16 protein-coding genes are annotated in these 14,342 nt (G+C 50.4%); 3 read left to right on the top strand and 13 right to left on the bottom strand.

The window, feature by feature from the left end:
- Positions 1-181 precede the first annotated feature (181 nt).
- From AACT35_RS09985 to AACT35_RS09955, 7 genes are all read right to left on the bottom strand, one after another.
- Entirely contained in the window at positions 182-1,072 is an 891-nt protein-coding gene (locus tag AACT35_RS09985) for a hypothetical protein (protein WP_012307561.1), read from the bottom strand.
- Positions 1,073-1,131: 59 nt separating this feature from the next.
- Positions 1,132-1,650 carry a hypothetical protein gene (locus AACT35_RS09980; protein WP_254048078.1) on the bottom strand — a complete coding sequence of 173 codons (519 nt, stop codon included), beginning with the start codon at positions 1,648-1,650 and terminating at the stop codon, positions 1,132-1,134.
- Positions 1,651-1,740: 90 nt separating this feature from the next.
- Positions 1,741-2,952 carry an FAD-dependent hydroxylase gene (locus tag AACT35_RS09975; RefSeq protein WP_099240842.1) on the bottom strand — a complete coding sequence of 404 codons (1,212 nt, stop codon included), beginning with the start codon at positions 2,950-2,952 and terminating at the stop codon, positions 1,741-1,743.
- An 88-nt stretch (positions 2,953-3,040) separates the two neighbouring features.
- A complete protein-coding gene (locus tag AACT35_RS09970) occupies positions 3,041-3,505 on the bottom strand; it encodes an NADAR family protein (protein ID WP_065710980.1) in 465 nt (154 codons plus the stop codon).
- 30 nt (positions 3,506-3,535) lie between these two features.
- A complete protein-coding gene (locus tag AACT35_RS09965; protein ID WP_099240840.1) occupies positions 3,536-4,192 on the bottom strand; it encodes a YdcF family protein in 657 nt (218 codons plus the stop codon).
- A 79-nt stretch (positions 4,193-4,271) separates the two neighbouring features.
- Positions 4,272-4,868 carry a hypothetical protein gene (locus AACT35_RS09960; RefSeq protein WP_099240838.1) on the bottom strand — a complete coding sequence of 199 codons (597 nt, stop codon included), beginning with the start codon at positions 4,866-4,868 and terminating at the stop codon, positions 4,272-4,274.
- Between the two features lie 46 nt (positions 4,869-4,914).
- Complete coding sequence (locus tag AACT35_RS09955; protein ID WP_099240836.1) at positions 4,915-5,328, bottom strand: VOC family protein; 414 nt, start codon at positions 5,326-5,328, stop codon at positions 4,915-4,917.
- 137 nt (positions 5,329-5,465) lie between these two features.
- On the opposite strand from AACT35_RS09955, the gene AACT35_RS09950 reads away from it, so the two are divergent.
- A complete protein-coding gene (locus AACT35_RS09950; RefSeq protein WP_099240834.1) occupies positions 5,466-6,359 on the top strand; it encodes a ChaN family lipoprotein in 894 nt (297 codons plus the stop codon).
- Here the strand turns inward: AACT35_RS09950 and AACT35_RS09945 are convergent.
- The 3 genes from AACT35_RS09945 to AACT35_RS09935 form a co-directional block, all read right to left on the bottom strand.
- Complete coding sequence (locus AACT35_RS09945) at positions 6,356-6,679, bottom strand: translation initiation factor (RefSeq protein ID WP_099240832.1); 324 nt, start codon at positions 6,677-6,679, stop codon at positions 6,356-6,358. The two genes, AACT35_RS09950 and AACT35_RS09945, sit on opposite strands and share 4 nt — an antisense overlap.
- 379 nt (positions 6,680-7,058) lie before the next feature.
- Entirely contained in the window at positions 7,059-7,286 is a 228-nt protein-coding gene (gene psb34 / locus AACT35_RS09940) for a photosystem II assembly protein Psb34 (protein WP_099240830.1), read from the bottom strand.
- Positions 7,287-7,336: 50 nt separating this feature from the next.
- Positions 7,337-8,158 (bottom strand): ABC transporter permease, encoded by an 822-nt coding sequence (locus AACT35_RS09935; protein WP_254048077.1) that lies wholly within the window; start codon positions 8,156-8,158, stop codon positions 7,337-7,339.
- A gap of 103 nt (positions 8,159-8,261) precedes the next feature.
- On the opposite strand from AACT35_RS09935, the gene AACT35_RS09930 reads away from it, so the two are divergent.
- Positions 8,262-8,453: a hypothetical protein gene (locus AACT35_RS09930; protein WP_099240828.1), complete on the top strand. Its 192-nt coding sequence runs from the start codon at positions 8,262-8,264 to the stop codon at positions 8,451-8,453.
- Here the strand turns inward: AACT35_RS09930 and AACT35_RS09925 are convergent.
- Entirely contained in the window at positions 8,428-10,944 is a 2,517-nt protein-coding gene (locus tag AACT35_RS09925; protein ID WP_173867259.1) for a DNA gyrase/topoisomerase IV subunit A, read from the bottom strand. The two genes, AACT35_RS09930 and AACT35_RS09925, sit on opposite strands and share 26 nt — an antisense overlap.
- Before the next feature lie 319 nt (positions 10,945-11,263).
- On the opposite strand from AACT35_RS09925, the gene AACT35_RS09920 reads away from it, so the two are divergent.
- Positions 11,264-11,659, top strand: coding sequence for a response regulator (locus AACT35_RS09920; protein WP_012307547.1), 396 nt, complete (start codon positions 11,264-11,266; stop codon positions 11,657-11,659).
- Positions 11,660-11,721: 62 nt separating this feature from the next.
- Here the strand turns inward: AACT35_RS09920 and crtB are convergent, their stop codons facing one another.
- Positions 11,722-12,663, bottom strand: a complete 942-nt coding sequence (gene crtB / locus AACT35_RS09915) for a 15-cis-phytoene synthase CrtB (RefSeq protein WP_012307546.1) — start codon at positions 12,661-12,663, stop codon at positions 11,722-11,724.
- Between the two features lie 136 nt (positions 12,664-12,799).
- On the bottom strand, positions 12,800-14,215 hold the full coding sequence (gene pds, locus AACT35_RS09910) for a 15-cis-phytoene desaturase (RefSeq protein ID WP_099240824.1): 1,416 nt from the start codon (positions 14,213-14,215) through the stop codon (positions 12,800-12,802).
- Between the last annotated feature and the right edge of the window lie 127 nt (positions 14,216-14,342).

The raw sequence follows: 14,342 nt of genomic DNA, 5'->3' as shown, positions 1-14,342 counted from the left end.
ACAACCGATCAGTAAGCTGCCAATCAGACAAAACTTGATCCATAAAATTTTTGGCGATCGCCACCAGGAATTTTTCGGCTTCATCACGGCTTTTGGCTTTCCCACAACACAACAAAAAAGAGAGGTGATTTTCCTCCCTTAAACTAGCAGATTATCAAAATTTGCCTGGTAATGGCTGATTTTAGATTTCTCCATAGGCGCGGTCAATGAGCCGCCGGGCAACGGTTTGGGTGCCAGTGTGTTCGTAATAGTTGGTACTGAGATCCAAGAAGGCCGCCACATAATCGAGCTTGTTATCGGAAACTTCCACAAACCCTTGGATATGATCCATGATTTTTTCGGGGGTCAAACCACGGGCGCTCACAAAGCCGCTCATCCAGCCCTGCATGGAGCTAAAACTGCGGTTAATAAAAGCCAGTTTCCCCGCAGGATTCCCACCCGGCAAGAATTCTCCGACACGACCAAAGGCCGGATTATTGCTGAGTTCTCCCGCCGAAAGATTATTTAAGGTGCGGTCAATTTTTTGGAGGAAATCTGGCCCCAGGGGAATTAAACCATCCACACAAATCAGGGTCGCAATCCGCATCAATTCTTCGCCACTGTAGTCGGCGATCGCCTTCATGAAATCCCCCAGACTATCCCCCGGAATGCCATTAATCTGACAAAAACAGGTAATTTCGGCGACCAGCTTTAGACACAAATCAATCGCCTGGGCCTTATCAGCATTGGGGGTCACTTTCTGCATCAAGCCACCTACCAAGGGAATTTTGTCGCCCACTTTATTCGCCAGGGCCGCCGCCGCCAATGCTTTATCCGCCTGGTCAACGGTTTGGTAGATCCACATCGCCCGCTGATAACCCTGGGATTTGTCGCTGTAGAGGACAATGGCGCGATCGCGTACCGCTTGGATAATTGCCGGATCGGTTTCCCGCGTCACAGCTTTGACCATATTGTCGAAGCCAACAATGTTCGTCCATTCCCCAGGCACCACAAAATCCAGACCATTTAAAAGCATGGTCGTGAGATTTTTTTCGGGTAACTGATCCATCAACTCCACAATCGAAGCACTCATGAAAAACCTCCTAATTTAGTCAATAGAAAATTACGGCTGTGGTTTACAAAAAATTGACTTTATAAACTCGCTAAACCCTGTAGATTCACCTTGGCAAGCCAAGCCTTGCGCTCATCGGGGCCAAAACTAGCATCCCGCGACATCACTTTCACTTGATAGCGATCGCCCACTAAAACCGCATGGGCATTTGCTCCCTGGGCCACGAGGGGGAACCCATCAAACGTTTCTTCGGCATCGGCAAATTTATCGCGGGCAGCGAGATTGGTGGCGGTATCTGAGATGGAAATTTTTGCCATTTCCGTACCGTTGAGGGTTAATTTAATTTCCGCGAAACCCTCTTTTTCTTGGGTAAAGACCCGGTCATAGCCCTCGGTTTTGTCCGCTGGGAAAAATTGATTAAAAGCACTGCCCTTTTGGGGTGTTTGGGCCGTCTCCGTTGCCGGGGTGGTGACTTCAGTATTAGTCCCAGGGTTCGGGTCAGGGGGGGGAACCGGGGCATTGCCACCACAGGCCGTCAGGAACAATAGACTCGCCAGAAGCACAGGGGCGATCGTCCGATAAATAAATTGAAAACGCATGGGATGATTGGGAAATTTACGCTCACTTGGTTTCAATTTTGAACGCAAATCCCTAGAATCTCCCGAAAAATTAATAATCTAGCAAGAAAGTTACGCCAAAATGCGGGGTTGACGGCCCTTTTGTCCGGTCATGAGTTTGAGCGCAAACAGGCGCAGGGGATTAAATTTCGCCATCACAATCAGCCCCAGACGGCGCACCCAGACCACAGGCCAAATGCGGTTGGAAAAAAGGCGGTTGAGGAAATCCGTAAAGCCAAGAATTACCAGATTTTCACGCTTGCGCCACCGTTCATAGCGTTTCAACACAGCCAAACTTCCTAGATCCTGGCCCCGTTGCTGGGCTTCGATCAAGGTTTGGGCGAGGGCCGCCGCATCGCGGATGCCTAAATTGAGACCCTGTCCCCCTACCGGGTGACAACAATGGGCCGCATCTCCCACCAACGCGAGACGATGATCCACATAGTGATCGCCTTGCATCAGCTGCACCGGAAAGACCTGGCGATCGCCAAGCAATTTTAAGTGACCGAGCTGGGGGCCGGTGTGTTGTTCTAAATATTCTAGGAAAACGTCAGGGGGCAAGTCCTTTAGGCGTTGGGCTTCGGCGTGGGGATTTGTCCAGACGATTTGACAGCGATTTTCGGTTAGGGGTAGAACTCCCATCGGCCCCGTACCCCAAAACCGTTCAAAGGCGACATCATTGCGGGGGGCATCATGTTCGACAACGCAGGTGACACAGGATTGCCAATATTTCCACCCCCTCGTTTTAATGCCTGCCCCTTGGCGCACAAGAGAGCGTGGCCCGTCGGCTCCAACTACCAAGGCCCCTTGAATCTTGATCTGACCCTGGGTTTCGCTGGATAGCTCCACGATCGCCTGCTCAGACTCGTAGTGAATGGCGGTGACTTGGGCTGGACAGAACCAGCGGATATTGCCATAGCCCCGCAGAGAAGCCTGGAGAGTTTCAAGAACAACTTGGTGCTGCCCCGAAAACCCAAGAAAATCGGTCTTGAGATCCTGACGGGAGAATCTAACGACACCAGAAAAATTTTCGTCCGACAGTTGAATATTGCGGTATTTGCCACTGCGGGCGGCGATCGCCTCCCAAACCCCCAACTCCTGGAAAAGCCGCTGGGAAAGCAGGGACATCGCATAGGCCCGCTGCCGTTGGGTCACCACATCAAGGGGTTGTGCTTCCACGATGGCAATCCGCAAATTTGTCCGTTTGAGGCAAGCCGCGAGGGTGACCCCGACAATACCGCCACCGACAATGATCACATCAAACCCAAGGTGAGATTTTTCCATTACTGAGCGCGAGAAACTAAAGACCGTAGGACGTGGCTTGTCCTAAACAAAAGGTAACATTTTCGCGAGAGAGAAGGCTATGGCGTGATTACCCCTGGCGTAGTTGACTGCGCACCTGCATTAACACTTTGCCAAGATAATTGTGCCCGCTGCCATCGGCACCACAGCCCCAGTAATAGTCCACCGGGGAATTTTCAATAATTGCTGCGTCCCCCGTTGCCAGCAAAATTTGGGCAATGTCAGGGTGGGTTTTAAATTTTGTCCAAACCCCTTGCCACATCACGGTTCGTTTAATGTCTTCCCAATCGGGGCGTTTGGGGTGCTGGGGATCGCGGCCTAGGGCGGCGGCAATTTCTGGGGTCGGGGCAGCGCGAATTTTGTCGATGAGATCTTGTTGGTGGGTAGGGAGAAATTTATGGGCCTGGTAAAAATGCTCAACGGTAGGCCAATCTAGGGCTTCGCAGTGGATCGGGTGCAGGGAAAAATTCGAGAAACAGCCATAGGGGTCATGGGCCTTGTAGAAATAAATCGGTTCGGCGGTTGACTCCATCATGACTCCTGTACGCAAGCAAAACCTCAGCTATTATAAATTCTCCTCTGGTCGTCTGGCGCTGGGGGCGATCGCCTGGGGAGAAATTTGAGTCAGGGTTTGCCACTCGCGGCCCGTTTCGCCGGTAACCACCCAGAGGATTGAGCGGAGTCCATCGCGGATACATTTCATCGTCGTTTCCGGGGGATTATCTGACGGGACAGGCACTGGTTTAATGGCAATGTCACGGGTACCGAAAACAATGCTGGCCACGAGCTTGGCGCGGTTCATGTGGTTTTCGGAGGTGATGAGGTAGACGCTATCGATATTTTCTTGTTTAAATTCGTCTACGAGGCTGGTGAAGTTGGTGACGGTGTCTTCGGCCTGGTAATCGAGCTGGAGGCGATCGCCTTCGATTTGATAGTTCGCAAAAATCTGGCGGGCATATTCCGGTGGGCTACCGGAGGAAACCCAAACTTTTAACTCCGGATGTTCCTGGGCAAACTGAGCCGCAAACCGCTCCCGTTCTTCGTGGCCCCCAAGGACAAAAATGGCTTTGGCTGGACGTAAAGCGCCTTGGATACGTTGGTAGGCGATCGCCCCACAGGTTAGGCCAATTAGACCCAAAACAAACCAGCGCCGTCGGAAAAACGTTGTTTGCTGCTGTCGGGGCGATCGCGGTCGCGCCACTTTTCTAGGAGAAATAGCCATGCCAAGGGAAAGAGAGGAAGCGAAACATCGCCAATTATAGGCAATGGGTAGAAAAATTTACGGGAAGCATAGCCCCATCTTAGCCCCGCCGCTGAAAGGGCTGTCCCCAGTAGCGCCAACATTCTTTATTAAACGGCGATCGCCACTTCAAGATTAAATCCCGTTCTAGGGCGAGCCGTTGGGAACGGTCTGTGGGGACTGACACATTAAACGCTAAATTGACCGCCACATTCAAGCCGTACTGACGGTGCAAGCTGATGTAAGCATCAATGTAATCTTTACAATCGTGAACCCCTTTCCAGCGTTGCTTAATCGATAATTTTGTTTCCCCCACATAGAGCAGCAACGGCACCGCATGGTCGAGGACAAAGTAAATATTTGCTTGACCTTCCTGGAGGGGATCATAACGATTTCGATAGAAATCCCAGGGCTTCGGCGGCAGGGTAAAGGGGTCAATTTTTTCGGCGTCCCAGTGGTCTGGCTTCGACTGGGTCTCAAAAAGTAAACTGGTTTGGCTTGCGGCTGGATTTTGACGAACCTTGTCCTGAAAGTTTTGCAGTCGTTGCTTCCATTGCAGGAGGCTTTCTTGGCCCATGGTAAGCCTGGGGGCGCGTTCGACGCGGTAAGGATTGGGGGCATCGGCCACAGAAAAAAGCTTGAGCTGTTCGTCGGTCATGGGCGAGAAAAAATTCACAGGCTCTCCAGTGTAGCAAAGGGCAATTTTAAGCTCGTGCTCCCTGATACCGGATAAATTCGAGGGGCAGCCCATCGGCATCGGCGAGGAACATCACTTCATAAATGCGATCGCCAATCATCTGCTGTTGGGGTTTTAGAAGAACCGTGATCGGTTCCGGAGCCTTTTGTTGCAAATCGGCGAGCCAAGTGGCTAAATCTGGCGTGATTTCCGTCAGGTCAAAGGATAAATGATAGTAGCCGACATAATGTTCATCACCAAAGGCATCGGGGGCGGGCTTTGGTTGGGGGATTTGGATGAGTTCCAAACGTCCAAGGGGGCCTTTAAGCCAACAGGCGAGAGTGTACCCCGTGGTGAACTGGGTTTCCATGGCAAAACCGAGCTGTCCGTAAAAGGCGATCGCCCGGTGGATATCGGCGGTGCGAATTGAAGCGTGGTGCATGGTTGACTGGTTTCGGTAGAGGACAGATCAATTTTCCCCCAGGGCTAAATCTGTCGCCAAAAATCCCCTGCGTTACCATAGCCATAGTTTTTTGCGTTCTCTTTGTTTTCTAAAAAAAGATTTGTGGGGAAAAGTTTATGGGAGCATGGCGCAGTGCTTGGGGTTGGCTATTGTGGGGAAGCATTTTTTTCTATGGCTCCTTTGCCTATGCCGATGACAGTTTCGGCAATACCTTAGACGCAATCACTGTCAAAACCGCGCCCACAACCGACGCGAGGGCTGCCCTTGCCACCCTGAAAACAGCACAAGTCATTTACCTCGGTGAACACCACACCAGCGAGGCTGACCACATCGCCCAGTTAGAAATTATCAAAGCCCTCCACGACCATCATCCCCAGGTGGCGATCGCCATGGAAATGTTTCAACGGCCTTTCCAATGGGTTTTAGATCAATACATTGCCGGGGAAATTAGCGAAGCTGACCTTGTCGCCCAAACGGAATATGAAACCCGGTGGGGTTTTGACTGGGAATTGTATGCGCCTATTCTTCGTTTTGCCCAGGAAAAACAGATTCCAGTGATCGCCCTCAATGCCCCCAATGAAGTGGTACGTCAGGTATCCTCAGCAGGTTTGGCTAGTTTAGAGGCGGCGGATTTTGAATATTTGCCTCCCCGCAGCGATTTAGACTTGAGCAATGAAAGTTATCAGGCGCTTCTCCAGGATGCCTTTACGGGCCACGGTCAGCATGGCAACTTTGACTTTGACAATTTTTTTGCCGCCCAGGTGGTCTGGGATGAGACCATGGCCGAGGCGATCGCCAATTTTGCTCAACGCAATCCCAATACCCAAATCATCACCCTCGCGGGTCAAGGCCATGTCATTTATGGCTACGGCATTCCTGATCGGGTGCAACGTCGCCTCGGCGAAAATCTAAAACAGCAGATCGTATTGCTCAATCCCAATCCTGATCTCACCCCGACGCCAGAGGTTGCCGATCTCTTTTGGTGGACGGAAGCGCCGACCATTCCCTAGCCACCGCTAATTTTCGCCTTGTAACCTTGGTCAAGGAGGAATGCGAGAATCGGCTGGCGCTGATCTCCCTGGATTTCTAGGGTATTGTCCTTGAGGGTGCCCCCGGAGCCACATTTATTTTTCAATTGCTTTAGAAGTTTTTGTAACGTCTCTGGGGAATGTTGTAGTCCCGTAATTACAGTTACCGTCTTGCCTTTACGACCAGAACGGCTCGCTTGGATGCGGAGACTTTGCTGTTGGGGCGGCAGATCAACGATTTCCGGGGTCTCGTCTGGGACAGTGTTACCAAATTCTTGATAGACAACTTTTTTACGCGCCATCGTTCACATTTAATCGATTGGGTGTACTTGTCCATAGCTTACGGGTTTTATGGTTCGTTGCGTCATCACCCGTTTAAAAATCATACCGACCACAAAAAAAGAGCGACAGGGCCGCCCTTGGTTAACTTGATTCCATCAATATCCTTGTGGTGGGCCAGGTACAGCCCGAGAAAACTTGACCAAAACTGCTTTCAGGAAAGAGAAAAATGGTGCGGTAAAACCCAATAAAGAATTGGGGTCAAAATTATAAACGCAACCGTAAAAATCCCAATAATCTCAACAGCGAGAAGTCCTTCATTCATGGCGATCGCCTCTTAAATGTGATTGATCCATCACATCTTTAGTGTAGCCTGACTTCCTTCGCCACCAGACCAGACCCCTAACCGGAGATCAGCACCGTGACACCGATGAGGGTCGCCACAAGTACGCCTCCTAGAACACCAATAACCAGCAAATTTTTTTGTTCTTTCGCTGTTTTTGCCTCTGCTTGGTACATTTTGGGCTCTTGGGCAAAATTATTCAGCTTACCGTCTTCATCTTCCATGTAGCGCATGGTGGCTCCTTCAAATTTGTCAATCTTTAAACCCCCTGGGGTTTCGATCATCATAGGAACCGGACTTTATAGCTATCAATAAAACTCAACAAAAGTTAAGCTTCCTACGCACCCATGCCGGAATAATGTTTCAAACCTTTACGCCAAAAGTAGCGATTTAGGCCATAGAAAATCAAACTCCAGACGCCCATGACAATGAAGCCTTCGGTGAGACGCACCGGCAACCCCATCAAGATCGCCGAGGGGAAGTACACCACATAGGGAAAAGGGGTCAGCAGGGCAATTTCCTTCATGAGGGGCGGAAAGGTTTCCAGGGGAGCGATATAGCCAGAGAAGAAAATATAAAACAAAAACCAAATTTGTTCGATGGCGCTGGCCCGTTCCACCCAAAAGGCCGCCATCGCAAAGGTGTATTGCAGGAGGAAACGCAGACCAAAGGCGATCGCCGCCGTCAGAATACAGAGCAATACCTGGGTCAAACTCGGTACCCAAAATGCCTGGGGATAAAGGGCAAAAAACAAGAGCACCAGGGCAATGCTAAAGGGCAGGCGCGCAAATCGTTCCGACACATGGCTCGCAAAATGTCGCCAAACGGGATCAATAGGTTGGAGTAGAGCAAAGGACAATTTTCCCTGGGAGACTTCCTTTTCAAATTCCCAGATCACCCAGACGAGGGTCAGTTGGCGAATAAAAAAGACGGCGATAAAGTAGCGGGCAAATTCAATCGCAGACAGGGGCAACTCCACTTGGTTCGAGGCTTCTGTCCAGACCCCCAACAGGATAATCGGTAGGGACGAGTTGAGCACCCAAAAAAATAGCTCGGCCCGATATTCCACCATGTAGGCGTAGTAGGTGGTGAATAAAACCTGTGCTTTTCGAAACGGCGATCGCACTATAATCTCCCAGAAAAAAGTCGTTTTTATCATAGGCTGAAAGTCTAACCCATAGCTGAGTTTTAGGCCGCGCAGAAAAATCTAGGCCATTTGTGTTATTGTCAAAAAAGAAGTTTAAAAAATCACCATTAATCCGATGCGCATCAAAAGTTGGGAAAGTCCCCGGCGTCGGGGTCGTAACGACAAAGGCAAAGGCGGCGCGGCCCGTCAACGGCAACTAAAAAAACGCAATAAAATGCTCAAAAACAAGCTCAAGGGCAATGACCACGGAGGGGAAATTTATCCCCTCTTTTTTATGGCTTCTACGACCCACTCAGATAACAATTAACGAGGCGATCGCCCCCAGTTAATTTCACCAGTCTTTGTCCTGCGCTATCCTTTTCGGCGAGGTTGAATTTACCGAAGGGCAATAGATCGAGGTTTTCTTGGGAATCTTTTACCAACAGGGATTCCTGCTGATCGGGAACGAAAAGTGTGAGGAGCAGATCAGTTTTTGATTCAAAGCGCATCACATGGTTGCCCATGTCACCCCGTTTACCGAGCCGTAAGCTGCTGGCGGCTAATTTTTTGCCGTAGCCTTCCTCGGAGATTAAGTAAAGTTCGTTGTGCCGTTGGCAGGGAACACAGGCGACAATTTGCTCATTAAAGCGGAGGCGCAGGGCTTGGTTCCCTTGGGAGGTTCTGCCCATGACAGGGATTTCGTGATCGTTTACGGGTAAATGCAAGACCCGCCCACTGCTGACGGCGATCGCCACCTGTTCACCCCCCTTCACGAAACAGGCGAATTTGAGGGTGTCTTTATCCTTGAGCTTGATCAGACTCAAGCCGCGACTGGTGAAACTTTCGAGTTCGATCGCCGGGAGACGTTTAATCCGTCCTTGGGCTGTAAGTAAAAGTAAATCGTACTCTGCTAAATTATCGGGCAGTAAAAACTGGGTGATCGGCTGATGGTCATCCCGTAGGGCATGATCTGGTAATAAATCGATTAATTGGGGCTTATCCCGCTGTTCTTGGTAGGGTAAATCGGCGATCGCCACCGGAAAAGCTTTCCCCTGATCGGTGCAGACGATTAAATTTTCCTGCGTGCCAATCTGCACCTTAAAAATGGTCGGTTCCTCGTCCAATAGCCCCGCATCATCATTACCCCAATACACTCCCCCCGACGCGGCGATCGCCACATGGGAAGTCTCCGTTAGTTGCGGCAGGAGGGCAAGCACAGGTTCCTCCTTTTTGCGGGATTGGCGTTTTTTCTTCGGGGTCGCTGCGGGGGTGTCTGGCTCCGCCTCGACTGTAACAGGTTCCGGTTCAGGGGATGGCACATCCGGTAAACGGGTGCGACGCGGGTCGGCAAATTTCCGTTTTAAACTGCGCAATTCCCGCTTTAGTGCCTTGAGTAATTCGTGGCGATCGCTCAACAACTTATTTAACTTGGCGATCTCCGTCGCCAGTTCCGTAGACTCCTGTTCCAGTTTTTGCCGTTCCAAGCCCGTTAACCGTCGCATCGGCATCGCCAAGATCGCATCCGACTGACTTTCACTAAACCCCAATGCCGCCTGAAACTGCTGTTTTGCCGTCGTGCCATCCGCCGCATTCCGCAAAATATCAATCACCGCATCCAAATTATTCAGCGCGAGTAATAACCCCTCCACCGAATGTTGCCGCGTTTCCTTCTGCTCTAACTCATACCGATATTGCCGAGTGACCGTTTCTTCTCGAAATTCAAGAAATTCCTGCAAAATCGCCTTTAACGACAACTGGCGCGGCTGATTATTCACCAAAGACAGCAAAATTGCCCCAAAATTCGACTGTAACGCCGTTTTCTTATAAAGCAGCTTCAAAACCTTCTCCGGTTCCGCATCCCGCTTCAGTTCAATCACTACCCGCATCCCTTGGCGATCGCTCTCATCCCGAATATCCGAAATCCCCGCAATCTTGCCATCATTCACCAGATCCGCGATCTTTTCAATCCACGCCGCCTTATTCACCTGATAGGGCAGTTCCGTCACCACCAGCGCATTCACATCCCGCTTCCGTTTCCGCCCCACCTGCAGCACTTCCAAATGGACAATGCCCCGCATCGGAATAATGCCCCGTCCCGTCCGGTAGGCGTCGCGCACCCCAGCGAGATCAACGATTTCTCCCCCTGTCGGAAAATCCGGCGCAGGAATAATTGCCCATAACTTCTCATCCTCAATTTCTGGATCATCAATCAAAGCGATCAACCCATCCACCACTTCCCCCAAATTGTGCGGCGGCATATTCGTTGCCATCCCCACCGCAATCCCCGAAGAGCCATTCAGCAGCAAGATCGGCAACTGTACCGGCAGCACCACTGGCTCCTGCTGCGACCCATCAAAATTATTCGTAAAATCAACAATATCCTCACTAATCTGTGCCAACATCGCCTCAAAACTCACGGGCGATAACCGCGTTTCCGTATACCGCATCGCCGCCGGCGGATCATTATCAATCGAACCAAAATTTCCATGTCCCGCCAACAACGGATAGCGCGTCGAGAAATCCTGCACCAACCGCACTAACGCATCATAAACGGACTGATCGCCGTGGGGGTGATACTTCCCCAACACATCCCCCACCACCCGCGCACATTTGCGGTAAGGGCGATCCGGACTTAAGCCCAACTCATACATCGCATACAAAATCCGCCGATGCACTGGTTTAAGACCATCCCGCACATCCGGCAATGCCCGTCCGACGATCACACTCATCGCATATTCCATATAGGACTGTTCCATTTCCACATGGAGCGCTGTCGGGATAATGTGACCGGACTGGAGCAGATCGAGTTGTTGTGCCATGAATTTATGCTGATTGGACAATAATGGGGAACGCTGTTTTCAAGGAATATACTGTTGATTCTTAAATCTTTACAAGCGTTTGCATCTTTTTCACCATAAAGGCATAGGGCTCTCTGTCGCAAAAAACATTGTTATGGATTCGCTTTGCTTTGGGTAGAAATAAGTTACGCGATGTCTTTAATTTAAGGGGGTAATAATCGAGGTGGCAGAGATGATATATTGTGCTTCTGCTCAATGGCCCGCAAGACCCCAGTGATTACGCCATAGTGAATCCCAGAATTGATTGTTTGCAGTTGTCCCTAATCTCAAGAAAGTAGTTATGGCCACGATATTGATAGTTGAAGATGATCCGATTAATGTGCGTGTTTTCAGCACAATTTTGCAGAAACGGGGCCAGTTTGATGTGCTCTGCTCTGAGAATGTCGGGGAAATTATGGCCTTAACATCAGCGGGAAAGGTTGATCTGGTGATGATGGATGTTTCCCTAACGGCAAGTCTCTATGAAGGGGAGTCAGTGGATGGAATTCGGATTACCCAAATGCTCAAAGCAGATCCCCAGACGAAGGAAATTCCAGTGATTTTAGTGACAGCCCACGCGATGCAAGGCGATCGCGAAACCTTCCTGAGCAAGAGTGGGGCTGAGGGGTATATTTCTAAGCCAGTGGTTGATTATGATGATTTTTTGCAGCAGATTCATCGCCTAATCGGAGAGTAACAAATAAAACTTGGCGATCGCCTTTTTCTTGGCTTCAGTAAAAATCCGTTGACGTTAATGGTTTACAACACTTGCGATCGCAGTAGGGCGACGGGCAGATAAACCATTTTCTTGGCCGTCGGCACATAGGCGCGGCGGTTAAAGACATCGTAGTCATTTTTCTCGATGATATCGAGGATCCCTTGGTACAACATCAAGGCAGACCACACCGGCCAGCGGGCATCGGGATGGAGCGACCGAATTCCTCGCTCGGCAATTTGGTAGTAATGGCGGGCCCGCTTAATTTGAAATTTCATTAGCGATCGCCACCGCTCATCGATGACTCCCGCGAACAAGTCCTTTTCGGAATAGTTAAATAACGCTAAATCTTCTAGGGGCAGGTAAATGCGACCACGACCCCGGTCTTCCCCCACATCCCGGAGAATGTTCGTTAGTTGATTGGCAATCCCCAGGGCGATCGCCTCTTCCGTCGGCATCTGAGACTGACTTTGACGATTCCAGGGGGCCGTATTTGTGCGATTTTCTAAACCCATGACCGCCCCGGACATCAGGCCCACAGTCCCAGCGACTCGGTAGCAATAGAGCTCCAAGTCCTCAAATGTTTCATAGCGACTGCGATACAAATCCATGCGCTGCCCAGCAATCATGTCCCGAAAGGGCTGGATATCGAGGGGAAAGCGATTCAGGCTATCCACCAAGGCCACATCTGGATCGGCAACCGGTTGCCCCGCAAATACAGATTCGAGATCCCGCTCCCATTGATCGAGGGTTTCTGGGGTAGTATTAACCGCTTCTGGCCCATCAACCAGTTCATCGGTGCGACGACACCAGACATAAATGGCCCAAATTGCCTCGCGTTTTTCCTTGGGCATGAGGAGGGTGCCTAGGTAAAACGTCTTAGAATACATCGCCGTAACAGTACGACAATATTCGTAGGCCTCTTCACGGGAGATGAAGGACGAGGCAGTGGGTGGGGAAGGTTGAAGTCTAGACAATTGCAGCATGCGTTGCGGGCGAAGTGTCTGGGGAGTCGTTTCCGGGCCTCCCCGTGGGCAAAAAAAGCCATAATGATTGTCGCATTGTACGAGTCAAATGGGAAATTAATCTTAATTTTGTCAAGAAGTCTCCCACGGACTGATTTTATGCGGCAACGGAAACAGTGGTGGCCTGGTCAGCAAGGGTGGTTTCAGCCGCTTTCGCAACAGCTTGGGCGGTGAGTTTCCCGGAGAGGACGGCCCCTTCCATACTGGCGAGATAGCGCTGCATTGTGTAGTCCCCAGTGAGGAAGAAGTTGGAGATGGGTGTCTCCTGGGAGGGACGGTGATCTTGGCGACCGGGGGTTGACTTGTAAACGGAGCGGGGAGTTTTCACCACATGGTACTTCAAAAGTTTGGCTTGATTATCACCCGTAAAGTCATCGGGGAAGAGTTGTTGCAATTCTTCCATGGTGGCGGCGATGATTTCCTCATCGGACTTGCTAATCCAGTCCTTTGCGGGGGCCAAGACCAGCTCTAACATGGATTTGTCGCTGTAGTAGCCGCGGCAAGTGTTGCTCATGTCCGCATACACGCTTAATAAAGGCGATCGCGAGAAGAGGAGATGATCTACATCGGTTAATTTGCGATCAAACCACATATGCAGGTTGATTACCGGGACGCCTTCGAGACCATCCAGTTTCTGGAAAAAGGACATTTCTTTCCAAGGCTTGGGCAACATTACCTTGAGAGGATCAACAGGCATCGCTGATACATAGGCATCAGCGGTAAAGAATTCGTCTTCGGCACCGTTTAGACCACGCAGCAGGAAGCCTTTTACAGAGCCATCTTCGTTGAGTTGAATTTCTTTGAGGGGACGGTTGAGATGGACTTCGCCGCCCCGTTCAGTGATGTAGTCCACGATGGGTTTGCAGAGGCGTTCGGTGGGAGAGCCATCGAGGAAAGCCATTTTTGAGCCGTTCTTTTCTTGGAGGAAGCGGTTCAAGGCGGTGAGCAGAATGGTGGCAGAAATTTCATCGGGGTTGATGAAGTTCAAGGCCTTGGACATGGCGATGAAAACTTCTTTCTCGACCCGCTCAGGAATTCCTTGTTTCTTCATCCATTCGGACCAGGAATATTGATCCATGTCTTCGACATATTTCTGGCCCTGTACCATCGCCGGAATTAAGCCGATGCCAAATTTGATTTTTTCTTCCCAGGTGAGCATGTCGTTGTTGCGGAGGATGGCAAACACACCGTTGATGGGGGCAGGCAGATCGGGAAAGTCGAACCGGGAATAGGTACCGGGAGCATCAGGCTGGTTGAAGATCATCGTATGCTCTTTCCACTGCAGACGATCTTCGATGTCGAGTTCCTTAAAGAGCTGGAGCATATTGGGATAGGCTCCAAAAAAGATGTGTAAACCAGTTTCGTACCAGTCTCCATCTTCGTCTTGCCATGCGGCGACTTTGCCACCGAGAACGTCTCTTCTTTCGAGGACAATAGGAGTATGTCCTGCATCAACAAGGTATTTCGCACAGGATAATCCTGCTAATCCGGCTCCGGCGATCGCAACTCGCATGGTGAAGGGCTTCCTACTCTAACGAACGACAACTAAAAATTAGATGTTGTTCATTATACTTTGCAATTCGTTACATTTGAGTTTTTCTCCAGAAATCCCTTGATTTTCCACAAAATCCACGGTCTAA

The sequence above is a fragment of the Synechococcus sp. BDU 130192 genome, assembly GCF_963876085.1.
Lineage (GTDB): Bacteria > Cyanobacteriota > Cyanobacteriia > Cyanobacteriales > MRBY01 > MRBY01.
Note: the sequence above shows the minus strand (reverse complement) of the source record. Positions and strands in the feature narration are given on the sequence as shown.

What these genes read in the sequence shown, in the direction of transcription:
- AACT35_RS09960 (WP_099240838.1), bottom strand. Translation starts at nt 4,868, where the DNA reads ATGACCGACGAACAGCTCAAGCTTTTTTCTGTGGCCGATGCCCCCAAT.
- AACT35_RS09945 (WP_099240832.1), bottom strand. Translation starts at nt 6,679, where the DNA reads ATGGCGCGTAAAAAAGTTGTCTATCAAGAATTTGGTAACACTGTCCCA.
- AACT35_RS09935 (WP_254048077.1), bottom strand. Translation starts at nt 8,158, where the DNA reads ATGATAAAAACGACTTTTTTCTGGGAGATTATAGTGCGATCGCCGTTT.
- crtB (WP_012307546.1), bottom strand. Translation starts at nt 12,663, where the DNA reads ATGCTGCAATTGTCTAGACTTCAACCTTCCCCACCCACTGCCTCGTCC.
- AACT35_RS09930 (WP_099240828.1), top strand. Translation starts at nt 8,262, where the DNA reads ATGCGCATCAAAAGTTGGGAAAGTCCCCGGCGTCGGGGTCGTAACGAC.
- AACT35_RS09980 (WP_254048078.1), bottom strand. Translation starts at nt 1,650, where the DNA reads ATGCGTTTTCAATTTATTTATCGGACGATCGCCCCTGTGCTTCTGGCG.
- AACT35_RS09965 (WP_099240840.1), bottom strand. Translation starts at nt 4,192, where the DNA reads ATGGCTATTTCTCCTAGAAAAGTGGCGCGACCGCGATCGCCCCGACAG.
- AACT35_RS09975 (WP_099240842.1), bottom strand. Translation starts at nt 2,952, where the DNA reads ATGGAAAAATCTCACCTTGGGTTTGATGTGATCATTGTCGGTGGCGGT.
- psb34 (WP_099240830.1), bottom strand. Translation starts at nt 7,286, where the DNA reads ATGATGATCGAAACCCCAGGGGGTTTAAAGATTGACAAATTTGAAGGA.
- AACT35_RS09985 (WP_012307561.1), bottom strand. Translation starts at nt 1,072, where the DNA reads ATGAGTGCTTCGATTGTGGAGTTGATGGATCAGTTACCCGAAAAAAAT.
- pds (WP_099240824.1), bottom strand. Translation starts at nt 14,215, where the DNA reads ATGCGAGTTGCGATCGCCGGAGCCGGATTAGCAGGATTATCCTGTGCG.
- AACT35_RS09925 (WP_173867259.1), bottom strand. Translation starts at nt 10,944, where the DNA reads ATGGCACAACAACTCGATCTGCTCCAGTCCGGTCACATTATCCCGACA.
- AACT35_RS09920 (WP_012307547.1), top strand. Translation starts at nt 11,264, where the DNA reads ATGGCCACGATATTGATAGTTGAAGATGATCCGATTAATGTGCGTGTT.
- AACT35_RS09970 (WP_065710980.1), bottom strand. Translation starts at nt 3,505, where the DNA reads ATGATGGAGTCAACCGCCGAACCGATTTATTTCTACAAGGCCCATGAC.
- AACT35_RS09950 (WP_099240834.1), top strand. Translation starts at nt 5,466, where the DNA reads ATGGGAGCATGGCGCAGTGCTTGGGGTTGGCTATTGTGGGGAAGCATT.
- AACT35_RS09955 (WP_099240836.1), bottom strand. Translation starts at nt 5,328, where the DNA reads ATGCACCACGCTTCAATTCGCACCGCCGATATCCACCGGGCGATCGCC.